This window comes from Ramlibacter sp. WS9 (assembly GCF_003797765.1).
GTDB lineage: Bacteria > Pseudomonadota > Gammaproteobacteria > Burkholderiales > Burkholderiaceae_C > Ramlibacter.
Genome location: NZ_RKMB01000019.1, coordinates 96,076 through 118,072 on the forward strand (window position 1 = coordinate 96,076; position 21,997 = coordinate 118,072).

General features: G+C 66.2%; 22 protein-coding genes, 1 tRNA gene and 1 pseudogene. 18 read left to right on the forward strand and 6 right to left on the reverse strand.

Annotated elements, in window-relative coordinates; translation table 11 throughout:
• The first annotated feature begins 21 nt into the window (after positions 1 to 21).
• A complete protein-coding gene (locus EEB15_RS23830; protein WP_158290210.1) occupies positions 22 to 843 on the forward strand; it encodes an IclR family transcriptional regulator in 822 nt (273 codons plus the stop codon).
• A gap of 254 nt (positions 844 to 1,097) precedes the next feature.
• On the opposite strand, the gene EEB15_RS23835 is transcribed toward EEB15_RS23830, so the two are convergent.
• From EEB15_RS23835 to EEB15_RS23850, 4 genes are read right to left on the reverse strand one after another with little or no spacing between them, the layout of a single operon-like run.
• A complete protein-coding gene (locus EEB15_RS23835) occupies positions 1,098 to 2,246 on the reverse strand; it encodes an acyl-CoA dehydrogenase family protein (protein WP_141512448.1) in 1,149 nt (382 codons plus the stop codon).
• Between the two features lie 4 nt (positions 2,247 to 2,250).
• Positions 2,251 to 3,450, reverse strand: a complete 1,200-nt coding sequence (locus tag EEB15_RS23840; RefSeq protein WP_141512449.1) for an acyl-CoA dehydrogenase family protein — start codon at positions 3,448 to 3,450, stop codon at positions 2,251 to 2,253.
• Between the two features lie 2 nt (positions 3,451 to 3,452).
• The gene (locus EEB15_RS23845) at positions 3,453 to 4,610 is read right to left on the reverse strand and encodes a CaiB/BaiF CoA-transferase family protein (RefSeq protein WP_141512450.1); all 1,158 of its coding nucleotides are present in this window, start codon (positions 4,608 to 4,610) and stop codon (positions 3,453 to 3,455) included.
• 5 nt (positions 4,611 to 4,615) lie between these two features.
• Complete coding sequence (locus tag EEB15_RS23850) at positions 4,616 to 5,776, reverse strand: acyl-CoA dehydrogenase family protein (protein WP_141512451.1); 1,161 nt, start codon at positions 5,774 to 5,776, stop codon at positions 4,616 to 4,618.
• 214 nt (positions 5,777 to 5,990) lie between these two features.
• Between EEB15_RS23850 and EEB15_RS23855 the strand changes: the two genes are divergently transcribed.
• Genes EEB15_RS23855 through EEB15_RS23890 form a run of 8 tightly spaced genes read left to right on the forward strand, consistent with a single transcriptional unit; the run spans position 5,991 to position 14,237 of the window.
• Positions 5,991 to 7,343: an SRPBCC family protein gene (locus tag EEB15_RS23855; RefSeq protein WP_141512452.1), complete on the forward strand. Its 1,353-nt coding sequence runs from the start codon at positions 5,991 to 5,993 to the stop codon at positions 7,341 to 7,343.
• Positions 7,340 to 9,043 carry an FAD-dependent oxidoreductase gene (locus tag EEB15_RS23860; RefSeq protein ID WP_141512453.1) on the forward strand — a complete coding sequence of 568 codons (1,704 nt, stop codon included), beginning with the start codon at positions 7,340 to 7,342 and terminating at the stop codon, positions 9,041 to 9,043. Before EEB15_RS23855 ends, EEB15_RS23860 begins: the two co-directional genes overlap by 4 nt.
• Before the next feature lie 16 nt (positions 9,044 to 9,059).
• A complete protein-coding gene (locus EEB15_RS23865; RefSeq protein WP_233259594.1) occupies positions 9,060 to 10,040 on the forward strand; it encodes a thiamine pyrophosphate-dependent dehydrogenase E1 component subunit alpha in 981 nt (326 codons plus the stop codon).
• Positions 10,037 to 11,041: an alpha-ketoacid dehydrogenase subunit beta gene (locus tag EEB15_RS23870; RefSeq protein ID WP_233259595.1), complete on the forward strand. Its 1,005-nt coding sequence runs from the start codon at positions 10,037 to 10,039 to the stop codon at positions 11,039 to 11,041. The genes EEB15_RS23865 and EEB15_RS23870 overlap by 4 nt, the downstream gene beginning before the upstream one ends.
• A 32-nt stretch (positions 11,042 to 11,073) precedes the next feature.
• The gene (locus tag EEB15_RS23875) at positions 11,074 to 11,304 is read left to right on the forward strand and encodes a biotin/lipoyl-containing protein (RefSeq protein ID WP_141512454.1); all 231 of its coding nucleotides are present in this window, start codon (positions 11,074 to 11,076) and stop codon (positions 11,302 to 11,304) included.
• Positions 11,305 to 11,309: 5 nt separating this feature from the next.
• Positions 11,310 to 12,047, forward strand: coding sequence for a 2-oxo acid dehydrogenase subunit E2 (locus tag EEB15_RS23880; protein WP_233259597.1), 738 nt, complete (start codon positions 11,310 to 11,312; stop codon positions 12,045 to 12,047).
• Positions 12,044 to 13,255 carry a cytochrome P450 gene (locus tag EEB15_RS23885; RefSeq protein WP_141512456.1) on the forward strand — a complete coding sequence of 404 codons (1,212 nt, stop codon included), beginning with the start codon at positions 12,044 to 12,046 and terminating at the stop codon, positions 13,253 to 13,255. Before EEB15_RS23880 ends, EEB15_RS23885 begins: the two co-directional genes overlap by 4 nt.
• Before the next feature lie 4 nt (positions 13,256 to 13,259).
• Positions 13,260 to 14,237, forward strand: coding sequence for an alpha/beta hydrolase (locus EEB15_RS23890; protein ID WP_141512457.1), 978 nt, complete (start codon positions 13,260 to 13,262; stop codon positions 14,235 to 14,237).
• 9 nt (positions 14,238 to 14,246) lie between these two features.
• Here EEB15_RS23890 and EEB15_RS23895 read toward each other — a convergent pair whose 3' ends face one another.
• Positions 14,247 to 15,857: a GMC family oxidoreductase gene (locus tag EEB15_RS23895; RefSeq protein ID WP_141512458.1), complete on the reverse strand. Its 1,611-nt coding sequence runs from the start codon at positions 15,855 to 15,857 to the stop codon at positions 14,247 to 14,249.
• Positions 15,858 to 16,040: 183 nt separating this feature from the next.
• On the opposite strand from EEB15_RS23895, the gene EEB15_RS23900 reads away from it, so the two are divergent.
• The 5 genes from EEB15_RS23900 (at position 16,041) to EEB15_RS23920 (ending at position 19,546) form a co-directional block, all read left to right on the forward strand.
• Positions 16,041 to 17,264: a cytochrome P450 gene (locus EEB15_RS23900; RefSeq protein ID WP_141512459.1), complete on the forward strand. Its 1,224-nt coding sequence runs from the start codon at positions 16,041 to 16,043 to the stop codon at positions 17,262 to 17,264.
• The gene (locus EEB15_RS23905; protein WP_141512460.1) at positions 17,261 to 17,443 is read left to right on the forward strand and encodes a rubredoxin; all 183 of its coding nucleotides are present in this window, start codon (positions 17,261 to 17,263) and stop codon (positions 17,441 to 17,443) included. Before EEB15_RS23900 ends, EEB15_RS23905 begins: the two co-directional genes overlap by 4 nt.
• Before the next feature lie 58 nt (positions 17,444 to 17,501).
• Positions 17,502 to 17,729: a hypothetical protein gene (locus tag EEB15_RS23910; RefSeq protein ID WP_141512461.1), complete on the forward strand. Its 228-nt coding sequence runs from the start codon at positions 17,502 to 17,504 to the stop codon at positions 17,727 to 17,729.
• Positions 17,730 to 17,868: 139 nt separating this feature from the next.
• Positions 17,869 to 18,195, forward strand: coding sequence for a helix-turn-helix transcriptional regulator (locus EEB15_RS23915; RefSeq protein WP_141512462.1), 327 nt, complete (start codon positions 17,869 to 17,871; stop codon positions 18,193 to 18,195).
• Positions 18,196 to 18,202: 7 nt separating this feature from the next.
• Positions 18,203 to 19,546, forward strand: coding sequence for a HipA domain-containing protein (locus EEB15_RS23920; protein ID WP_141512463.1), 1,344 nt, complete (start codon positions 18,203 to 18,205; stop codon positions 19,544 to 19,546).
• 78 nt (positions 19,547 to 19,624) lie between these two features.
• Here the strand turns inward: EEB15_RS23920 and EEB15_RS23925 are convergent.
• Positions 19,625 to 19,700: transfer RNA gene (locus EEB15_RS23925), tRNA-Thr, on the reverse strand.
• Between the two features lie 303 nt (positions 19,701 to 20,003).
• Here EEB15_RS23925 and EEB15_RS23930 point away from each other — a divergent pair.
• The 4 genes and pseudogenes from EEB15_RS23930 to EEB15_RS23945 all read left to right on the forward strand — a co-directional run.
• Positions 20,004 to 20,819 (forward strand): MotA/TolQ/ExbB proton channel family protein, encoded by an 816-nt coding sequence (locus EEB15_RS23930; RefSeq protein ID WP_141512464.1) that lies wholly within the window; start codon positions 20,004 to 20,006, stop codon positions 20,817 to 20,819.
• A gap of 32 nt (positions 20,820 to 20,851) precedes the next feature.
• Entirely contained in the window at positions 20,852 to 21,277 is a 426-nt protein-coding gene (locus EEB15_RS23935; protein ID WP_141512465.1) for a biopolymer transporter ExbD, read from the forward strand.
• A gap of 4 nt (positions 21,278 to 21,281) precedes the next feature.
• Positions 21,282 to 21,716, forward strand: a complete 435-nt coding sequence (locus tag EEB15_RS23940) for a biopolymer transporter ExbD (RefSeq protein WP_199236611.1) — start codon at positions 21,282 to 21,284, stop codon at positions 21,714 to 21,716.
• Positions 21,713 to 21,997: pseudogene (locus tag EEB15_RS23945) on the forward strand (energy transducer TonB); the annotation flags it as partial. The gene EEB15_RS23940 and the pseudogene EEB15_RS23945, both read left to right, overlap by 4 nt.

The window sequence follows — 21,997 nt, forward strand, 5'->3', positions numbered from 1 at the left end:
AACCGTCCGGAGGAACCCCCCATGCCGCCCAAGAAGGAAACCGAAGCCGCCGCACCCGAACGCGATGTCAGCGGCCCGCGGTCATTGACGCGGCTGCTGGGGCTGTTCGGCGTGCTCTCGCAGTCCGCCAACGGCATGACGCTGGCCGAGCTCAGTGTTTCGCTCGAATCGCCCAAGAGCAGTTTGCTCAATCTCCTGCGGCCGCTGGTCGCGGAGGGCTACCTCATTCACGGTGCCGGCTCATACAAGCTCGGCCCGTCGATCTATCGCCTGTCGGCCGGCGTGATGTCGGCCTGGAACTTCCCCAACATCATCCGCCCCTTCATGGAGGAGCTTTCGGCCCGCACCGAGGAGACGGTGCTGCTGGGTGTGATGAACAACGAAGCCGAGGCGCTGACGTACGTCGAGATCATCGACAGCCCGCACCCGGTGCGCTACCAGATCCCCGTGGGCACCACCCGCCCGCTGTATGCGAGCGCGGCCGGCCGCCTGCTGCTGGCGTTCAGCGACAAGAAGTGGCTCGACAGCTACCTCTCGTCGGTGGTGTTCAAGGCCAAGACTGCCATCCCGATCAGCCGCGGCGCGCTGCGCCAGGAGCTGGAGAAGGTCCGCCAGGAAGGCGTCTCGTGGTCGATCGACGGCTACATGAAGGGCCTGTCGGCCGTCGCCGGCCCGGTGTTCGACGCCAGCGGCCGCTGCGTCGCGTCGCTCAACATCGCCGGGCCTTCTGAACGCTTTCGCAGCGAGCTGGATTTCCTGAAGGCCACCGTCAAGGAAGTGACGAACAAGGCCTCCGGCGTGGTGGGCAGCATCGGCGCTGCTCCGACCAGGAAGAAGGCTTAGGCCAGGCTGTCATTGCGGGCTTGATCCGCAATCCATGACCCTGGCTGTCATTGCGGACTCCGATCCGCAATCCATGCATCGCTTGCCTGTGCCGTGGGCGAGATCGAGGCGGCAGGGCACTCTGCGCAGCGGATGTCCCCCGGCCCGGGAGGGGCCTCCTCCTTTACTCCGCTGCGCAGAGCGCCCAGCCACCTCGATCATCAAGGGTTGCTGGTGTCCGTTCGCTCAAGTCCGTCATGGCGGACTTGAAGAGGTCAGGCCGCGATCAAGCCGCCGGAACGCGCGAGCTGCCGCACATGGTGCGCGGTGTCGCCGAACATCATCTCGATCATCGTCAGGCGGCGCAGATAGTGGCCGACCTGGCATTCCTCGGTCATGCCGATTCCGCCGTGCAGCTGCACCGCCTCCTGCCCGACGAAGCGGCCGGAGTTGTTGACTTGCACCTTGGCCGCCGAGATTGCGCAGCGGCGCTCGGTGGCGTCGGGCTCGGTGCACATCATGGTTGCGTAGAGCGCCATGCTGCGTGCCTGCTCCGTCGCCACGAGCATGTCCACCGCTCTGTGCTGCAGCGCCTGGAACGAGGCGATGGCCACGCCGAACTGCTTGCGTACCTTCATGTAGTCGACGGTCAGCTCGTGCGCGTACGTCATTGCGCCCACCGCTTCGGCGCAGAGCGCGGCGATGGCGCCATCGACGGCCTGCTCGATGGCGGGCAGCGCGTTGCCAGGTTTGCCGATCAGCGCTTCTTCGCCGACCTGCACGGACTTGAGTTGAACGTCGGCGCTGCGTCCTCGATCCTGCGTGGCGTAGCCGCGGCGGGTCAGGCCTGGCGCGTTTGCATCGACCAGGAAAAGGGCGATGGCGTCCTCTCCCGTGCCCGCTGGTGCCACCCGTGCCGAGACGATCAGCCGATCGGCCGTGTCGCCGTTCAGGACGAAGCGCTTCTCGCCATCGAGTACCCATGCATTGCCCTGCCGCCGCGCGGTCGTCTGCACGTTTGTGAGGTCATAGCGCGCTTGCGCCTCACTGTGCGCGAAGGCCAGCGTCAGCTCGCCTGCGGCGATGGCCGGGACGAGTTCCGCGCGCTGTGCCGGCGACGCTGCCGCGCGCAGCAGTCCGCCGCACAAGACGACTGTGGCGAGATAAGGCACGGGCGCGAGTGCGCGGCCCAGCGTTTGCATCACGATGAAGGTGTCCACCGCACCGCCGCCGAAGCCGCCGTCTTCTTCCGAAAACGGCAGGCCCAGCAGGCCGAGTTCGGCGAATTGGCGCCAGAGCGTCTTGCCGGCGCCGGCGGGGTCACCCAGCAACGCTTGCCGTTGCTCGAAACTGCAGCGCTCGGCCAGCAGCCGTTGCACGCTGTCCTGCAGCATGCGTTGTTCGTCGGAAAGGTCGAAGTCCATGAAGTTAGAGGCCCAAGACGGTCTTGGCCAGGATGTTGCGCTGGATTTCGTTGGAGCCGCCGACGATGGAGACGTGGCGTGCCCAGAAGTGGTTGGGCGCGAGGGTGAGTGCCCATTCGTCGCCGTCGGCGTCGCTGTGCAGGCCGCTCACGAACGCGGCGTCGAACTCCATCGCGCTGTAGCCGCCGACTTCCATCAACAGTTCCGCGGTGGCCTGCTGCAGCTGGCTGCCCTTGATCTTGAGGATGGACGATTTCGGGTCGGGCTTGTTGTCATGGCTCTTGCCGATCTCGGAGATAAGGCGCATCTGCGTGATCTCCAGCGCCTTGAGTTCGACTTCGATCAGCGCGACTTTCTCGAGGAAGCGCTCGTCCTCGATCAGCGGCCGGCCCTCCGACATGACTTTCGCAGCGAGCTGCTTCGCGCGCCGGATGCGCATCTTGGACACGCCCACGCGCGAGATACCGCTGCGCTCGTGCCCCAGCAGGTACTTGGCGCAGTCCCAGCCCTTGTTCTCTTCGCCCACGAGCTGGCTCACGGGCACGCGCACGTTGTCCAGGAACATCTCGTTGGTTTCGTGATGGCCGTCGATGGTGACGATGGGCCGGATCGTGATGCCCGGCGACTTCATGTCCATCAGCAGGTAGCTGATGCCCTGCTGTTTCTTGGCGGCGGGGTCGGTGCGCACCAGCAGGAAGCACCACTCGGCATGGTGGGCGGTGGAAGTCCACAGCTTCTGGCCGTTGACGACGTAGTGATCGCCATCGCGCACGGCAGTCGTGCGCAACGCCGCCAGGTCGGAGCCGGCGCCCGGCTCGGAGAAGCCCTGGCAGAACCAGTAGTCCATGCGCGCGATTTTCGGCAGGAAGTGGCGCTTCTGCTCCTCGGTGCCGAAGGCGATGAGCGTCGGGCCGATCATGTTCATGTTGAACGAGATCGGTTCCGGCGCCGGCGCCATGTGAAGCTCTTCCTTGAAGATGTATTGCTTGACCGGGTCCCAGCCGGTTCCGCCCCATTCGGGCGACCAGGACGGCGTGGCCCAACCCTTGTCGTGCAGGATGCGCACCCAGCGCAGCATCTCCGGCTTGGAGATGCGCTGGCCGAGTTCAGCCTTGCGGCGGATGTCGGCCGGCAATGCCGTCTTGAAAAAAGCGCGCACTTCTTCGCGGAAGGCGTTTTCTTCGTCGGTGAAACGGAGATCCATGTTCAGTCGATCAGTCCCTGCTCGCGCAGCGTCTCGATTCTGCTCGGCGCGAGCCAGTCGGACAAGCAGCGGTCGGTGTTTTCGGGGGTGATGGCGGCGGGTGGCGTCGGGACCGAAGGCACCGTGCGCGAAAAGCGCGGGGCCGGTCCGGCCTGCGTGATGCCGTCGATCTCGAGAAAGGTGCCGCGCGCTTTCAGGTGCGGGTGCTGCGCCGCCTCGTGGAAGCCCAGCACCGGCGACACACAGGCATCGCTGGTCTGGAGCAGCGCCGTCCACTCGTCGCGCGTGCGGGTCTTGAAGTGCGCCGCGAGCAGGGCCTTGGCGGGTTTCCAGCTGTCCCGCGCCATCTGTGGGCCCATGCTTCGCGGGTCGATGCCGAGCTTGTCCAGCAGGACGGCGAAGAACTTCTCTTCGATCGGCCCCACGGCGACCCAGCCGCCGTCACCGCATTCGTAGCAGTCGTAGAAGTGCGAACCCGAATCGCTGAGGTTGGTGCCGCGTTCGCCCCGCCAGATGCCGCCCGCCACCATGCCGAAGAAGGTGGTCGCGAGATGGGCCGCGCCGTCGACGATGGCGGCGTCCACGACCTGGCCCTGGCCGGACTGGCGGGCTTCGAGAATCGCCGCCAGCAGGCCCACGGCCATGTAGAGCGATCCGCCGGCATAGTCGCCGACGATGTTCAGCGGAATGGTGGGCGGCTGGCCTTCGCGGCCGATGGCACCCAGCAAGCCCGTGAGCGCCAGGTAGTTGATGTCGTGGCCCGCGGTTTTGGCGAGCGGCCCGTCCTGGCCCCAGCCGGTCAGGCGGCCATAGGCCAGCCGCGGATTGCGCGCCAGGCACACGTCGGGCCCCAGGCCCAGGCGCTCGGTGACGCCGGGGCGGAAACCTTCGACCAGCGCGTCGGCTTGCTCCACCAGTTCCAGCACGGCCTCGATCGCGCGCGGGTCCTTCAGATCCAGCGCGATGGCGCCGCGGTTGCGCAGCAGCGTGTTGAACCTCAGCGGCCGCTCGATGCCCAGCGCGACCGGCTGCTTCCGGTCCACGCGGATGACCGTGGCACCCAAGTCGGCCAGCAGCATCGCGCACATGGGCCCGGGACCAATGCCCGCCAGCTCCACGACCTTGATGCCGGCGAGTGGGCCTTTGCGGGGCGTGGACACTGCGTTCACTTTGCGGCCTTGCCGAGCAGGCTGCCCGCAATGATGTTCCGCTGGACCTGGTTGGTGCCCTCGATGATCTGGACGACCTTGGCATCGCGGAAGTAGCGGTTGATCGGGTATTCGGCCGAAACGCCGGCCGCGCCGAACAGCTGCACGGCGTCGGTCGCCACTTTCATCGCGACGTCGGAGGCGAAGCACTTGGCCATCGCGGCCATGGGCGCGAGCGCCTTGCCCGTCACCCCGGCGTCGACCATGGCGGCGGTGCGATAGACCAGCTGGCGCGCGGCTTCGGTCTGCATCGCCATGTCGGCGACCATCCAGCGTGCGCCCTGGAAGTCGCTGATGGCGTGGCCGAAGGCCCGGCGCTCCTGGATGTACTTGACCGTGTGGTCGATCGCGCCCTGCGCGATGCCGACCGCGCGCGCCGCCACGATGGGCCGGCTGGTGTTGAGCGCTTCCATCGCCACCTTGAAGCCTTCGCCGCCCTCGGGGCCCAGGCGGCTTTCGGCGCTGATGCGCGCATTGTCGAAAAACAGCGGGCAGGACGGCACGCCGCGCGCGCCCATCTTGTCTTCCTTGCGGCCCACCGTGAGGCCGGGCGTTCCCTTGTCGACGATGAACAGGTTGATGCCCAGCGGTGCCCCACTTTCATCCTGGGTCTTGGCGGCGACCAGGATGAAGTCCGCGATGTCGGAATTGGTGGCCCAGATCTTGGCGCCGTTCAGCACGTAGCCGTCCGCCGTGCGGCGCGCGGTGGTCTTGATGCCGGAGACGTCGGAGCCGCTTTGCGGCTCGGTGAGCGAGAGCGAGCCGCGCAGCTCACCGCTCGCCAGCCCGGGCAGCAGGCGCTGCTTCTGTTCCTCGGTGCCGCCGGCGAAGATCGCGCCGAAGGGCGTCCACTGCACCACCAGCAGGTAGCCCGTGTTGTAGCAAACGCGCCCCAGCTCCTCCACCGCGATGCAAGCCGCCAGCGTGCTGCCGATGCCGCCGTACTCGGGCGGAAAGGGCAGGGCGAACAGCCCCAGGTCCTTGAGCAGCTCGAACATGTCGTGCGGGTACTCGGCCGTGCGGTCGATCTCGTCGGCGCGCGCGGCCACCTTCTCCCGCGCGACGCGGCGCACCAGGTCCTGGATGCTCTTTTGCTCTTCGTTCAGTTCGTAGGTCACCCCGGTAGCCTCTCCGTCATGCGGTCTAATATGTGAACACAGTGCGATATTCTGAACTTGCAGCCTGAGCGTGTCAACCGCCGAGCGGGTATTCCCCGCGGTGCCGGGGGCGGGGTCCAGGAGCATTGACACGGCTTGGGGTCGCGTTTATATTTCAGAACGTCATTCACATAAAGGTGTTTCCGGCTCTGCCGGGGCGCCGCGAGGAGATGTTTTGGACACTGCCGTGAAGCCCAAGGTGCGCGTGGACCACGTCCCGGCCGAGCACTACCTGTCGCGCGAGATCGTGCAGCTGGAAAAGCGCCTGCTCTGGCCCAAGGTGTGGCAGCTGGCCTGCCGGCTCGAGGAAATCCCCTACGTGGGCGACTACGTCACCTACGACATCAACGACGAGTCGATCATCGTGGTGCGCCAGACGGAGAGCACCATCCGCGCCTTCCATAACGTCTGCCAGCATCGCGGCCGCCGCATCACCGAGGGCTGCGGCACGGCGCAGCGCCTGCACTGCAAGTTTCACGGCTGGCAGTGGGGCCTGGACGGCAAGGTGATCCGCATCGTCGACCGCGAGGACTGGAACGGCTGCCCCGAAATGGGGGACGAAGACTTCCAGCTGCCGGAGATCAAGCTGGACACCTGGGCCGGGTTCGTCTTCGTCAACTTCGATGCGAACTGCGAGCCGCTCGCAAAGTTTCTGGCCCCCGTGCCCGAATACACCGATTGCTACGAGTTCGAGAAGATGCGCTACCGCTGGTACAAGTCGGTGCGCCTGCCCTGCAACTGGAAGGTGGCGCTGGAAGCCTTCAACGAGGGCTACCACGTGTTCGGCACGCACCCGCAGTTGCTGGACACCCAGGGCGACGACGTGACGCGCAGCTTCACGTTCGGCAAGCACGGCATGTTCGGCTACCCGAACCCGGCACGGCTGCCCGGCGCTCCTTCGCCACGCACCGGCCGCCCGGTGCCCGACGACGTGCGTCCGGGCATCGTCAAGTTCTTCCAGGATCTGGAAGACCAGCTCAAGGCCATCATCACCGACCGCGATCTGCAGGCCACCAAACGCATCCTCACCGAGTGCCCGCCCGACACGCCGCACCTCGAACTGCTGATGAAGGCCGGCCAGTTCCAGTACGAGGCCGCGATGGCCGACGGCGCCGGCTACCCCGCGATTACGCCGGAGCAAATCTACAAGGCCGGCACCGACTGGCACGTGTTCCCGAACATGGTCTTCCTGATGTCGCCGGACGGCATGCTGTTCTACCGCGCGCGGCCCGACGGCGACAACCCCGATTCCTGCTTCTACGACATTTGCTCCATCGCACGCTACGCGCCGGGCACCGAGCCGCCGATCAAGCGTGAGTTCTTCTGGGGCGTGGAAGACTGGAAGACCAACACCGTCGAGAACTTCGGCCTCATCCTGGCGCAGGACTTCGCCAACATGACCGAAGTGCAGAAGGGCATGAAGTCCAGCGGTTTTCGCGGCTCGCGCACCAACCCATTGCAGGAGTCGTCGATCTCGAACTTTCATCGCGTGCTGCGCGAATACCTGTTCGACGAGGGTTCCAAATGAGCTGGGACGAAAGCTTCGACCTGGTCGTCGTGGGCAGCGGTGGCGGCTCGATGTGCGCGGCGTTGGCGGCCAAGCGGCTGGGCAAGCGTGCGCTGATCATCGAGAAGCAGGCGCTGGTGGGCGGCTCCACGGGCTATTCGGGCGGTGTGTGGTGGATCCCGAACAATCACGTCATGAAGCGCCACGGCGTCGATGACAACGAAGCGCGCGCGCGCCAGTACCTCGACGCGACGGTCACCTACGAGGGGCCAGGCACATCCCCCGCGCGGCGCGATGCATTCCTGCGCGAAGGTCCGCGCATGATCAAGTTCCTCGAAGACAGCGGCATGAAGTTCGTCTACGCCGACGGCTGGGCGGATTACTACGACGAGCGTCCCGGCGGCGAGCCGCGCGGACGCTCCCTGCTGGCCGAAATGTTCGACACCCGCGAGCTGGGCGAATGGGAGCCCAAGCTCTCGCGCTACAAAGGCTTGAGCCTGCCGCTGCCCACGCACCGGTTCACCGACCTGATGCTGGCCAAGCGCACCTGGCGCGGCAAGCGCACGGTGCTGGGCCTGGCGGGCCGCATCATCAAGAACAAGCTGAAGGGCGCGCGCGTGGCGGCGCAGGGCGCGGCGATCCAGGGGCGCATGCTGCAGATCGCGCTGCGCGAACAGCTGCCGATCTGGACAGAGACGCCGCTCGTGGAGTTCATCCAGGAAGGCGGCCGCGTCACCGGCGTGTCCGTGCAGCACGAAGGCCGCGTCAAACGCATCGAAGCCAAGGACGGCGTGCTGATGAACGTCGGCGGCTTTTCTCGCAATGCCGCGATGCGCGAGCGCTTCCAGCCCCAACCCAGCTCCGCCGAGTGGACCAACGCCAACCTGGGCGACACGGGCGAAGCGATCGAGCTGGCGATGGCGCTGGGCGCCGCGGTGGACTGCATGGAGGAGTCCTGGTGGGTCGTCACCTCGCTCGGCCCCGATGGCAAGCCGCCCAAGCCGGGTGGCTACGCCGCCGACGGACAACCCTTGCCCTTCATGCACCACCTCGACCTGTCGCTGCCGTATTCCATCATGGTCGACCAGCTGGGGCAGCGCTTCTGCGACGAAGCGGGTGCCTACATGGAAATCGGCCAGCGAATGTACCGGCGCCAGCAGGAGACGGGCAAGGCGATGCCGAGCTGGGTGGTCATGGACAGCCGCCAGCGCGCCTACTACCCCTGGGGCACCGCCGCGCCGGGGCAGGTTCCCAAGGAATGGCTGGACAGCGGCTACATGATCAAGGCCGAATCGATCGAGGAACTCGTCCAGAAGACCGGCATCGACAAGGCGGGCCTGGCCCAGACGCTCGAGCGCTTCAACGGGTTCTGCAAGACGGGCGTCGACAGCGACTTCGGCCGGGGCTCCCGCGCCTTCGACCGCTGCCACGGCGACCCGACAGTCACGCCGAATCCGAACCTCGGCGCCATCGAGAAGCCGCCGTTCTACGCCGTACGCATGTACCCCGGCGACGTCGGCACGGCCGGCGGCGTCGTCACCGACGAGCACGCCCGCGTGCTGCGCGAGGACGGCTCGGCCATCGCCGGGCTCTACGCCACGGGCAACTGCACCGCTTCCGTGGTCGGCCGCTGCTACCCCGGCGCCGGCGCCAGCATCGGCGCTTCCTTCACCTTCGGCTACATCGCCGCGCACCACGCCGCCGGCGCGGCCCTGCCTTGAATCCCAGGAGCTTTCCATGACCCCAGAAACACGCGTCGACAAGGCCACGCTGGTCGACATCTACCGGCGCATGGCGCTCATCCAGCGCAGCGACGACAAGTTCCGCGCCGTGATCAAGTCCGGCAAGATCGTCGCACCGTACTACTCGCCGCGCGGGCAGGAGGCGATTCCGGCCGCCGTGTCGGTGAACCTCACGAACGACGACTACATCTGCACCATCTACCGCGGCATCCACGACATGCTGGCCAAGGGCGTGCCGTCGAAGCTGCTGTGGGCCGAGATCGCCGGCAAGGCGACGGGCACGTGCAAGGGCAAGGGCGGGCCCATGCACATCACGCACCCCGAAACGGGCGTGATGGTCACCACCGGCATCGTCGGCAGCAGCATGCCGATCGCCAATGGCCTGGCGCTGGCCGCGCAGATCCGCGGCGAGAAGCGCGTCGCCATCGCCTACTTCGGCGACGGCGCTTCCAACATCGGCGCCTTTCACGAATCGCTGAACATGGCGTCGGTGTGGAAGCTGCCTGTGGTTTTCGTCTGCCAGAACAATGGCTACGGCGAACACACACGCTACGAGCTGGCCACTTCGGCCAAGAACATTTCCGACCGCGCCATCGGCTACCAGATGCCGGGCGTCACCATCGACGGCAACGACCCGCTGGCCGTCTACGCCGCCGCGCGCGAAGCCGTGGCGCGCGCCCGCGCCGGAGAGGGCCCGACGCTGATCGAGGCCAAGACCTTCCGGTTCCACGGCCACGTGTTCGGCGACGCCGACGCGTACATGGAAAAGGGCGAGAAGGAAGCCGCGATGGCGCGCGACCCGGTGCCGCGTTTTCGCAGCTGGCTCACCGAAGGCGGTGTCGCCGAAAGCGAGCTGTCCGCGCTGGAAGCGGCCATCGACCGCGAGATCGAAGAGGCCGTGGCCTTCGCGCTCGAGAGTCCCGTGCCGGATCTTGCCGAACTGCACAGCGACGTGCTCGCCGAGGAGGCCGCATGAACGCGCCCGAGAAAATCAAGGTTCCCACGATGAACACCATCCAGGCCGTCAATCGCGCACTGGACGATGCGATGGGGCTGGACCCGAACGTGATCCTGCTGGGCGAGGACATCGCCGACGCACAGGAAGGCGGCATCGTCGGCGTGACCAAGGGGCTGTCGAGCAAGTACGGCACGTCGCGCGTGCGCTCCACGCCCATCTCCGAGCAGGCCATCATCGGCGCGGCCATCGGCGCCGCGATCGTCGGCATGCGCCCGGTCGCCGAGATCATGCTGATGAATTTCACGACGGTGGCGATGGACATGATCGTCAACCACGCCGCCAAGCTGCGCTACATGTCGGGTGGGCAGACCCATGTGCCGCTGACCATCCGGACAATGACCGGAGCCGGGTTCGGCACGGGCGGCCAGCACGCCGACTACCTCGAAGCCTGGTTCGCGCACACGGCCGGCATGAAGGTCGTAGCGCCGTCGTCGCCGGCCGACGCGTACGGCCTGATGCTCTCGTGCATCTTCGACGACGACCCGTGCCTGTTCATCGAGAATCTGCCGACGTACTGGAACCCCGGCGCGATGCCGCAGCTTGGCGAGCGAATTCCGCTGGGCAAGGCCAACATCGTGCGCGAAGGCAGCGACGTCACGGTCATCAGCTACAGCCGCATCCTGCAGGACTGCGCGGCCGTCGCGCAGAAGCTGGCGGGCGAGGGCATCAACGTCGAGCTGATCGATCTCCGCACAATCTCACCGCTCGATGAAGCCACGCTGCTCAAATCGGTGGGCAAGACCTGCCGAGCGGTGGTCGTGCACGAAGCCGTTCGCAACTTCGGCGTGGGCGCGGAGATCGCGGCGCTGCTGCAAGAGCATTTGTTCAGCGACTTGAAGGCTCCGGTGCAACGCGTCGGCGCGAATCATTCGCCGGTGCCTTTTTCAAAGACGCTCGAGATGGCGTTCGTCCCGCAACAACCCGCCATCGAAGCCGCGATCCGTAAAGCACTCGGCTAGAGCACCCATTTCAATTTCACAAGGATTTCATCGTGGCCACCCAGGTTCTTCTCCCCAAGATCGGCTTTTCCATGAACGAGGCGACGCTGGCCGAATGGATGGCGGCCGACGGCGCTTCGGTGACCGAAGGCCAGCCGCTCTACGCGCTGGAAAGTGACAAGTCGGTGCAGGAGGTCGAGTCGCCCGCCACCGGCACCCTGAAGATCATCGCGACGGTGGGCGAGGTCTATGAAGTGGGCGCCGTCCTGGCGGAAATAGCTTGAGCGCCGTGCTGCAAGCGCCGGCTGCCGCGGCACTGCCGGCCTGGCCAGCGATTGACTTTGCCGCTTTCGGCGAAGTCGAGGTGAAACCGCTGTCGCGCATTCAAGGTCTCACCGCCGGCTTTCTCTCGCGCAACTGGGTCACGATTCCGCACGTCACCCATCAGGACGACGCCGACATCACGGCGCTGGAAGCCTGGCGCAAGAACCCCGCGAAACCGCGGCTGTCGCCACTGGCGTTCTTCGCAAAGGCACTGGTGTCGGGCCTGAAGGCCTTCCCCCAGTTCAACGCTTCGCTCGACGCGACGGGCAAGAACCTGGTTTTGAAGAGGTACTTTCACATCGGCATCGCCATCGACACGCCGCGCGGCCTCGTCGTTGGCGTGGTGCGTGATTGCGATAGCAAGAGTGTCGCCAGCATCGCGCGCGACATCGCGGCCCTGTCGGAAAAGGCTCGCGGCCGCGGCTTACCGATGACTGATATGGAAGGCGGTTGCATGTCGATCAGCTCCCTCGGCGGCATCGGCGGCACCGGCTTCACGCCCATCGTCAACGCGCCCGAAGTGGCCATCCTGGGCATCACCAAAGCCGAATGGAAGCCGCGCCGCGCGGCGGATGACACGGTCCAGTGGCGCCTGAAGGTGCCGCTATCGCTGAGCTATGACCACCGCGTGATCAACGGCGCCGACGCGGCGCGGTTCCTGCGGCATCTCGATGAAGTGCTGGCTGCGCCAGAACAACTGTGAAGGCCGCCGTACAAGCCCCCGCCCACGTCAGCCCCGAACGCGTTGTCGACTTCGACTACCTCGCTCCGCCGGGGCATGAAGACGACGTGCACCGCGCCTGGCATCGCCTTCACGACCTGGGCGTGCCGCCCATCGTCTGGACGCCGCACTACGGCGGCCACTGGATCGCCACCCGCGCCGACGACATCGACGCGATGCAGCTCGACCACGCGCGCTTCTCGCATTCATCGGTGACGGTGCCGCAGAGTTCGCAGACCTTTCGCCTGGTCCCGCTGGAGATGGACCCGCCCGAGCACACGCCGTTTCGCGCGCTGCTCTCGCCCCGGTTCGGCCCACGTCCCGTCGCGGAGCTGGAAGCTGGCGTGCGTGCGCTGGCCAACGAGCTGATCGACGGGTTCATCGGGGATGGGGAATGCGAATTCATCGATGCCTTCGCCAAGCGCCTGCCCATCGTCGTGTTCCTGCGGCTGGTCGACCTGCCGCTTGCGGACCGCGACATCCTGCTGGAGATGACCGAGGCGTCGGTGCGTGGGGACGCCGAGCGCCGCGCCTGGGCGTCCGGCCAGCTGCAGCAGTACGTCGGCAAGTGGATCGCCGAGCGCCGCGCCAACCCCGGGACGGACCTGTTCAGCGCGATGGTGAACGCCAAGGTGGACGGGCGCGAGTACACGCCTCTGGAGACCTTCGGCCTGCTGGTCAACGTGATCTTCGGCGGCCTCGACACGGTGGCGGCGAGCATCGGCTTTGCGACGCGGCACCTGGCGGAGCACCCGGAATCGCGGCGCGCGCTGGCGCAAGACCCATCGCTCATTCCGGCGGCGATCGAGGAGTTCCTGCGCCGCTTCGGCATCCCGAACACGGCGCGCGTGATCGCGCACGATTGCGAATACGGCGGCGTGCGCTTCAAGGCCGGCGAGCAGATCATGATGCCCAAGGTCCTGCATGGGCTGGACGCGCGGCGCTACCCCCATCCGCTGAAGGTTGACTTCGCGCGCCCCCCTTCGCGCCATGCCGCGTTCGGCGATGGGCCGCACCGCTGCCCCGGCGCTGGGCTGGCGCGCATGGAGATTCGCGTGTTCCTGGAAGAGTGGTTGCGCCGCATCCCGGAATTCGGCATCAAGCCCGGTGACAGGGCCAGCACCAGCTCGGGGCAGGTCAACGGGATCATGCGGCTGCCGTTGGTGTGGCCCGCCCCACAACAGGACTAGACCAATGACGCAAAACGCGGCCGCAGGGCTTGCCTTGGGGGCGCGGGTGATTCCCGTGCCGACGACGATCAGCGAACAAGCGCACCAGGTGCTTTCCGGCCCTTCGCGCGTGGCGATGTCCGCCGATCTTCCGCCCGTCGATGACAAGGCACGGTGGAAGGCAATGATCAGCCAGATGGACGCCACCTTGGTCGGCATGATCGCACCGCGTTTGCCGACGCAGGGCTACACGCACGAGGCTCGCACCATCGCGGGTGTCACCACCCATGTGATCACGCCGGCCGGCGTTGCGGCGGATGACCTGCACGTGTTTCTCGACATCCACGGAGGCGGGTTCGTCTTCGGTGGCGGCGAATGCTGCCGGCTGATGGCGATCGGCATGGCTTTGCGTGTGGGCATGCGGTTGGTGTCGGTGGACTACCGCATGCCGCCGGACCATCCCTTCCCCGCAGGCCTGGACGACTGCCTGGTGGTGTACCGGAGCCTGCTGGAAACTTCGCGCCCCGAACACATCGTGGTGGGCGGCGTCTCCGCCGGCGGTAACCTGGCCGCCGCGCTCACGCTGCGCGCGCGCGAGGAGGGCCTGCCGATGCCGGCCGCCGTGGTGATGCTGACGCCCGCGAGCGACATCACGGGCGCCGGCGACACGTTTGAAACCCTGCGCGGTATCGACCCGATCCTTCCGTCGTCCATGCCCGAGATGATGGCGTTGTACGCCGGCGCCACGCCGCTGGACCATCCTTACGTGTCGCCCCTGTTCGGCGACTTCAAGCCCGGCTTCCCGCCCACCTTGCTGCAATCGGGCACGCGCGACCTGCTGCTGTCGAGCACCGTGCGGATGCACCGCAAGCTGCGCTCGGCGGGCATCGAGAGCGAACTGCACGTGTTCGAGGCCATGCCGCACGGCGGCTTCGGTGGCACGCCGGACGACATGGACGTGACGATGGAATTGCGGCGCTTCCTGGCGAAGCACAGGAAGTAGCCGTAACAGTCAGGCGGGCTGGCGCCGCTGGTCCTCCAGGATGAGTTCCGCCGCGCGCCAGGCCATGGCCATCACCGGGCCGTTCGTGTTGCCCGACAGCATGGTGGGCGCGACCGACAGATCCATCACGCGCAGCCCTTGCACGCCGCGCACCCGCAGCCGCGCATCGACCACGCTCGCTTCGTCGCCGCCCATGCGGCAGGTGCCGCAGGCGTGATAGCCGCTCTGGCCGCCTTGCCGGTATGCGTCCAAAAGCTCCTCGTCGGTCTCCACCGCCGGACCCGGCCGCGTCTCTTCGGCGATGAGCGCGGCCAGGCTGGGCTCGCGTACCAGGCGGCGCATGAAGCGCATGGACGCCACGGCGACGCGCCGGTCTTCGTCGTCAGCCAGGTAGTTCGGGTTCACGTCGGCCGGTACGTCGGCGTCGGGCGACGTGATGCGGACGTGTCCACGGCTCTCCGGGCGCAGCGCATAGCTGAACAGCTGCATGCCGGGAATCTTTTCCATCGCCATGCTGCCGCTCGCGAAGTCGAGTGTGAAAGGGCACATCATCAGTTGCGCATCGGCCCGGCTGGCTTGCACGTGCGTCTTGTAGAAGCCGCCGACGGGGTAGGGGCCGACCGCCAGCACGCCGCTCTTGGCCAGCACGTAGCGCGCGGCGTTGGCCACGAGGCGCCAGCCCGCGTACTGCCGATTTTCCGAGTGGCGCCATTCCTTCAGCCGCCACTGCGCCATGTACAGCAGGTGCTCGCGCATGTTCTGGCCCACGCCGGGGTTGTGCGCGACCGGCGCGATGCCGAGTGATTGCAAGTGTGCGGCATCGCCCACGCCGGAGAGTTGCAGCAGGCGTGGCGACTGCAGGGCGCCGGCGGACAGGATGACCTCTCGCGTCGCGGTGAAGCGCCGCAACTGGCCGCCGACGCGCACCTCGACACCGGTGGCGCGCGTGCCTTCGAACAGGACGCGGGTGGCTTGCGCGTCGGTCAGCACGCTCAGGTTCGGACGGGAGCGCACCGCCGCCAGGAAAGCACGGGCCGCGCTCTGGCGCACACCGTCGCGCAGGGTATAGGCCAGGTAGGCGACGCCTTCGTGGTCGAGCTGGTTGATGTCTTCGTGGCGCGGGAGGCCGAGTTGTTCGCAGGCCGCGATCACGGCGTCGGCCAGTTCGCTGCGCCGGCTGTGCAGCCCGATCCGCAGCGGCCCGCCCGAGCCCCGGAGCGAGTCCTCGCCCAGCACGTGGTCCTCGATGGCCTTGAAGCTGCGGCCGATCTCATCCCAGCCCCAGCCCGTGGCGCCCGCCGCTTCCCATTCGTCGTAGTCGGCCGGGTGCGCGCGCATGTAGACCATGCCGTTGATGGCGCTGGAGCCGCCCAGCATCTTGCCGCGTGCCCACACCTCCTGGCGATGGCCGTTGCCCGCATGGGGCGTGACAGGCGTGTAGGTGGCATGTCGGGGATCGGTGAGCAGCTTGCCGAAGCCCTTGGGCATGGCGATCAGCGGGCTCTTGTCCTCGGGTCCGGCTTCGATCAGCAGCACGCGCCGCGCCGGGTCCGCCGACAGCCGGTTGGCCAGTACACAGCCGGCTGAGCCCGCACCGACGATGACGTAGTCGTAGTTCATGTGAAAACAAATATAAGAACAGTATTCCTATACCGGAATTTCGATAGGAATTGTTGTCAACGTCGAGTCACGTGCCTTGCAACTTCTCCGACCCTGGGGAAACCCCCTAGATTCACGCGCTTTGAGGGCGGTCTCGTTTCCGCTAAAGTAGCGTGTATTCTATTATACGAACGCAGTTCAGATATGACAACAGCCACCGCACCTGTCGCCGACAGCATCCCGGACCACGTGCCCGCCGCGCTCGTGCACGATTTCGATCTGTACAACGTGCCGGTGGACGACGGCGACTATCACGCCGCGCTCAAGCGACTGCACGACACCGGCGTGCCCGACATCTTCTGGACTCCGCGCAACGGCGGCCACTGGGTGGCCACGCGCGGCGAGGACATCTATCACATCTTCAAGGACGCGGACCACTTCTCGTCGCGCAACCTGGTCGTGCCGCGCCACCGGAACGCGCCGTTCCCGCTGGCGCCGATCATGATGGACCCGCCCGAGCAGGCGAAGTACCGCTCGCTGTTCGCGCCGGCGCTCTCACCCAAGGCCGTCGCGCCGCTGGGGGAGGGCGCGCGCGCACTCGCCATTGAATTGATCGAGGGCTTCTACGCCCGGGGCGAATGCGAGTTCGTGAGCGAGTTCGCGCAGCACCTGCCGATCGGCATCTTCATGCGCATGGTCGACGTGCCGGCATCGGACCGCGACCAGCTGCTGCACTGGGCCGACCAGCAGGTGCGGCCGACCAGCGAGCACGAGCGCGAGCAGTCGTTCCACAGCCTGTTCGGCTATGCCGCGCAAAAGGTGAAAGAGCGGCGCGCCAACCCGGGCACCGACCTCATCAGCCAGTTGACGCGCGCGCAGGTCGACGGCGCGCCCATCACCGACGAAGCACTGGCGCCGATGATCTTCCTGTTGCTGGTGGGCGGGCTCGACACCGTCGCTTCCGCGATGGGCTTTGCCGCGCGCTTCCTGGCCACCAGCCCGGCGCATCGCCGTGAGCTGATCGAGCATCCGGAGCGCATTCCCAACGCGGTGGAAGAACTGCTGCGCCGCTTCCCCGTGGTGAACCAGGGCCGCATGGTGGTCGGCGACATGGAGTACAAGGGCGTCGCCATGCGCGCCGGCGACCAGATCATCATGCCGACCACGCTGCACGGGCTGGACGACCGCCAGTTCGACGACCCGTTGCGCGTCGACTTCTCGCGGCCCACGCCGATTCATTCGACCTTCGGCAACGGCGTGCACCGCTGCCCCGGTTCGCTGCTGGCGCGCACTGAGCTGAGGATCTTTTTGGAGGAATGGCTCAAGCGCATTCCCGATTTCCAGATCAAGCCCGGTGCCACACCGGCCGTGCGGGCCGGCGTCAACGCGACGATCTACTCGCTGCCCCTGGTCTGGGAGGTGAAATGAGTTCTTCAGCGAGCCGTCAGTGGCAATGCTATTTCTGCGCGCATGTGTACGACGAAGCCCTGGGCGATCCGGACAGCGGAATCGCGCCGGGCACCGCCTGGGAAGACGTGCCCGATGACTGGTTCTGCCCGGAGTGCGGCGCGGGCAAGGCCGACTTCGCGCTGTTGGAGATGAGCTGACGCCGGCGCGCCACACGGGTCGCCGTTCCATTTTCGTTTTTCGTGAAAGGACATCGCCATGAAGTTCTTGAAGACGAGTGCCATCGTGCTGGCCGCGGCGGCCGCGGCGATGCTGGCTCCATCGGCGGTTGAGAGCGCCGCGACCTTGTTCCGCGAAGAGGCGATGGAGGCGGCGCAGACAGTGCAGGCGGCCAGGCACGAAGTACATCTTCCTTACGCCTTCAACCCGGCGAACACGCCGCCCGATGCGACTTGGGGCAGCGTCTTCAGCGGGAACTGGCGCTGACCGGTTCTGGAGGCGAATTTGTCTAGAATTCTAGACAAATCAATTGCCTTACCCCTGGAGGAGATTAAAAGACTAGTTTTCTAGACAAATTACTGTCGCTGAGCGGCGCTCAGGCATAAAATCTAGAAATCTAGTCTTTATGAAACGCGTCAAGCCCCTTCCCCCTCCAGCGGACCTGTTCGTGGCCGACAGCAAGGCATTCGGTGCGTCGATCCGCGCCGCCCGCTGTGCAGCCAACATGACACTGACGGAAGCGTCGCTCTTGCTCGGGGTGGCACGGCAGACGCTCACGAACCTCGAGACGGCCAAGAGCAGCGTCAGCTTGGACACCGCCTTGCGTGCCGCCCGTGAATTTGGCGTCTCGATCCTGGCAGTGCCCGGAGGACAGCGGGAAGGCGTTCGCCGTGCCTTGGTCGGCATGATGCCGGGCGCCGACGCGAAGAGTTCTCCGTCGCCAGACAGGTGATCCGACCATGGCGACGCTGAACGTGTGGGCAGGTGATGATCTGATGGGCGTGCTGGGCCATGACCCGCAAGCCAACCGCTTCAGCTTCGACTACTCCGCCGAGTGGCGGCAGGCCGACGAGCGATTTCCGCTGAGCCCGCTGCTTCCGTTACAGCGCCCGGCCGGCGAGACCGCTGAGCAGCACAGCGCGCAGGTGCGGCAGTTCTTCGAGAACCTGCTGCCCGAAGGCGAAGCCCTGGACCATGCGGCGCAGACGGCAGGCACGACACGCTCCAACCTGGTGGGCCTGCTGATCGCTATCGGCAAGGAAACCGCCGGTGCCTTGCGCGTCACCTTGGTCGACGACCACGCCGCTCCCGCAACTGCCGGGGGCGAGCACCTGCGGGAAATCACGCCCGCCCAGCTCTCCGAGCGGATTCGCGGCCGCGAGGACATCCCCTTCTCCGTCTGGGACGCCAAGGTGCGGCTTTCGATCGCGGGTCACCAGGACAAGATCGCGGTCTACGACCGCGGGGGCAGGTGGTACCTGGTCGAAGGTGGCCGGCTCGCCTCCACGGAGATCGTCAAGCCAGCGCCGATGCGCAAGCAGCTCGCCACCCTGCCGGCCAACGAGCATCTGTGCATGCAGCTGGCGCGCCGCGTCGGCCTCCAGGCAGCGCAGACGCGACTCGTGCACGTGCCGGAGCCGGTGCTGCTGGTGCGCCGCTTCGACCGCGTTGAAACCGACGCCGGTGTCAGGCGATTGCACATCGTCGACGGTTGCCAGGCGCTGGGCCTGGCGGTCTCCATGAAATACGAACGGGCCTACGGCGACACCGCCGAAGTCGCCCACCTGCGCGAAGGCGCGAGCTTGCCGAAGCTGTTCTCGCTCGTGGACCAAAGCCCGCTGCCCGCCGTGGACCGGCTCGGTTTGCTGCGCTGGGCGATCTTCCAGGTTCTGATCGGCAATACCGACGCCCACGGGAAAAACGTGTCCTTCTTCTGCGACGGGCGAGGCCTCCGGCTGGCGCCCGCCTATGACATGGTTTGCATGGACGCCCTCGATGCCAGCTTCTCGCACACCTACGCGATGGCGATCGGCGACGCATTCAGCGAAGACGCGTTGACGCCATATGAGTGGGCGCACTTCGGGCGTCTCTGCAAACTGCCCTTCCGGTTGGTGGCGCACGAGCTCGACGGCCTGGCAGGCCAAGTGATCGCCGTGATGGATGCGTTTCTCGCCGACATGATCGGCCAGTCCGTTCCCACGGCCGTGGCGCATCGCTTCCAGGAACGGGTGCTGGCCAGATGCCTACGCCAGCGCGAGCATGTTCGGCAGATCGCGCGCTTCAAGCGCGCGGACTTCGGGTGAACGCAACCCATATCGCGGTGGCTACGTGAGCCAAAAAAACAAAGGCCGCTAGCGTTGCGCTAGCGGCCTTCTTTTATGTGGTGCCGGAGAGATGAATCGAACACCCGACCTTCTCATTACGAATGAGCTGCTCTACCGACTGAGCTACACCGGCATTAAGTCAAGCCCGCGATTATAGCGTTTTCGCCGAGGGGGTCATCCAGGACTGTTTTAAACACCAGTCGCCAAGGTGATACGGATGAGTTGTTTTCACAGGGAAAACCATCAAGCCGCGACCCGGCAGACGAGGGGAACCGAGGGGTACCCGCCCCTATACTCCTGGGCTTGGCAAAGCTTGAGGCGTCACGTGCCCTACCCGGCACCAAGCGCCCAGAGCCTTTTGGCATCACAAACCCACAAAGGACTTATCTTGCGGACCTTATCCCTGGCCCCACTCCGTGTCTTCGCAGCGTCTTTCATGCTGCTTGCACTCTCTCTCGCCGGCACGCCGGCCGCGGCGCAGGCTCCGGCCCCCGCATCGGTAGCTTCGGCCAGCGCCCCAGCGCCCGCGGCCCCGATGGCGGCAACCGCCACCCCCGCTGCCTCCGCGAAGAAGAACGGCGCTGAAGCGCTCGACAACCCGTATGGCATCGAAGCGCTGTGGAAAGGCTCGGACAACATCGCGCGCGGCGTGCTCCTGCTGCTGGCCATCATGTCCATCGGCAGCTGGTACATCATGATCACCAAGCTGCTCGAGCAGTCGAAGATGAACCGCCACGCGCGCTCCGTCGACAAGAGCTTCTGGGCCGCCAACACCGTCACCGCCGGCGCCAATGCGCTGGAAAAGAACAGTGCCTACCGCTTCATCGCCGAATCCGGCGTGGCCGCCACCAACGACCATGGCGGCCTCAAGAGCCACATCCCCATGGCTGACTGGATCCCCATGAGCATCACCGCCGCCGTGGACCGCGTTCACGCCACCACCCAAGGCGGCCTGGCGTTCCTGGCCACCGTCGGCTCCACCTCCCCCTTCGTCGGCCTGTTCGGCACCGTGTGGGGCATCTATCACGCATTGACGGCCATCGGCATCTCCGGCCAGGCATCCATCGACAAGGTCGCCGGCCCCGTGGGTGAAGCGCTGATCATGACGGCCATCGGCCTGGCGGTCGCGATCCCCGCCGTGCTGGCCTACAACTGGCTGGCCCGCCGCAACAAGGCGGTGATGGACGAAGTGCGCGAGTTCGCCGACGAACTCAACGCCGTGATCGTGGGCTCGGCCGGGAAAGCCGCGTAAGCGGCCCCGGCTAGCCCCCAGGAGTCACTGCCATGGCAATGGCTGTCGGCGAGTCGTCCGACGACGACGTCATCTCCGCCATCAACACCACGCCCCTCGTGGACGTGATGCTGGTGCTGCTGATCATCTTCCTGATCACGATCCCGGTCGTGACCACCTCGATCCCCGTGTCCCTGCCCAAGGAGCGCGTGGAAGTGCGGGAAACCAAACCCGAGAACGTCATCATTTCGGTGGATCCCTCGGGCAACATCTACTGGTACGACGCCAGAATGCCCAACACGGAAGCGCTGGTCGCCAAGCTGAAGGAAGTGTCCAAGAAGGACCCTCAGCCTGAAGTCCAGGTCCGCGGAGACACCTCCTCGCGCTATGAAGGCGTCGGCAAGATCCTGCTGGCCTGCCAGCGCGCAGGCATCACCAAGGTTGCCTTCATCACCGAACCACCGCCCCTGGGCGGCTGAAGGAATGTCTATGAGCCCCAAATCCCGCGGCTTGCGTAAAAGCGCCGATGCGGAGGTCATGATGGACATCAACACCACGCCGCTCATCGACGTGATGCTGGTGCTGCTCGTGATGCTCATCATCACCATCCCGATCCAGCTTCACGCGGTGAACCTGGAAATGCCGGTGGGAACGCCGCCCACCAACGAGATCAAGCCCGAGAAGGTGCAGATCGACATCGACGAGAAGAGCACGGTGTACTGGCAGGGCCTGCCGGTCAACGCGGCCGAACTCGACGAGAAGATGACGCAGCTGGCCGCGATGAACCCGCAGCCGGAAGTGCACATCCGGCCGAACAAGGACTGCCAGTACGCCGTGTTCGCGAACGTGCTGTCCACCTCCAAACGCAAGGGGCTCTCCAAAATGGCCGTCATCGGCCATGAGCAGTTCGTCCAATGACCGCCGATAACGCCATCCCGATGCACCACCGGAAGTACGGTGCCAAGGACCCGACGCGCCGCATGGTGGGCTGGGGCGTCGTCGTCCTGGTTCACGCGTTCGTGCTGTGGGCGCTGGTCACCGGCACTGCACGCCGCGGCCTGGAGATCATCAAGAAGCCGCTGGAAGCCGCGGTGATCCAGGAAGTGATCATTCCGCCGCCGCCACCACCGCCTCCCAAGGAGATCAAGCCGCCCGAGCCCAAGCAGCCGAAGGTGGAGGCCCCGCCGCCGCCTTTCATC

Excerpts from the sequence above, each read along its gene's own strand:
- EEB15_RS23830 (WP_158290210.1), top strand. The coding sequence starts at position 22 with ATGCCGCCCAAGAAGGAAACCGAAGCCGCCGCACCCGAACGCGATGTC.
- EEB15_RS23835 (WP_141512448.1), bottom strand. The coding sequence starts at position 2,246 with ATGGACTTCGACCTTTCCGACGAACAACGCATGCTGCAGGACAGCGTG.
- EEB15_RS23840 (WP_141512449.1), bottom strand. The coding sequence starts at position 3,450 with ATGGATCTCCGTTTCACCGACGAAGAAAACGCCTTCCGCGAAGAAGTG.
- EEB15_RS23860 (WP_141512453.1), top strand. The coding sequence starts at position 7,340 with ATGAGCTGGGACGAAAGCTTCGACCTGGTCGTCGTGGGCAGCGGTGGC.
- EEB15_RS23865 (WP_233259594.1), top strand. The coding sequence starts at position 9,060 with ATGACCCCAGAAACACGCGTCGACAAGGCCACGCTGGTCGACATCTAC.
- EEB15_RS23870 (WP_233259595.1), top strand. The coding sequence starts at position 10,037 with ATGAACGCGCCCGAGAAAATCAAGGTTCCCACGATGAACACCATCCAG.
- EEB15_RS23890 (WP_141512457.1), top strand. The coding sequence starts at position 13,260 with ATGACGCAAAACGCGGCCGCAGGGCTTGCCTTGGGGGCGCGGGTGATT.
- EEB15_RS23895 (WP_141512458.1), bottom strand. The coding sequence starts at position 15,857 with ATGAACTACGACTACGTCATCGTCGGTGCGGGCTCAGCCGGCTGTGTA.
- EEB15_RS23900 (WP_141512459.1), top strand. The coding sequence starts at position 16,041 with ATGACAACAGCCACCGCACCTGTCGCCGACAGCATCCCGGACCACGTG.
- EEB15_RS23905 (WP_141512460.1), top strand. The coding sequence starts at position 17,261 with ATGAGTTCTTCAGCGAGCCGTCAGTGGCAATGCTATTTCTGCGCGCAT.
- EEB15_RS23910 (WP_141512461.1), top strand. The coding sequence starts at position 17,502 with ATGAAGTTCTTGAAGACGAGTGCCATCGTGCTGGCCGCGGCGGCCGCG.
- EEB15_RS23915 (WP_141512462.1), top strand. The coding sequence starts at position 17,869 with ATGAAACGCGTCAAGCCCCTTCCCCCTCCAGCGGACCTGTTCGTGGCC.
- EEB15_RS23920 (WP_141512463.1), top strand. The coding sequence starts at position 18,203 with ATGGCGACGCTGAACGTGTGGGCAGGTGATGATCTGATGGGCGTGCTG.
- EEB15_RS23930 (WP_141512464.1), top strand. The coding sequence starts at position 20,004 with ATGCTGCTTGCACTCTCTCTCGCCGGCACGCCGGCCGCGGCGCAGGCT.
- EEB15_RS23935 (WP_141512465.1), top strand. The coding sequence starts at position 20,852 with ATGGCAATGGCTGTCGGCGAGTCGTCCGACGACGACGTCATCTCCGCC.
- EEB15_RS23940 (WP_199236611.1), top strand. The coding sequence starts at position 21,282 with ATGTCTATGAGCCCCAAATCCCGCGGCTTGCGTAAAAGCGCCGATGCG.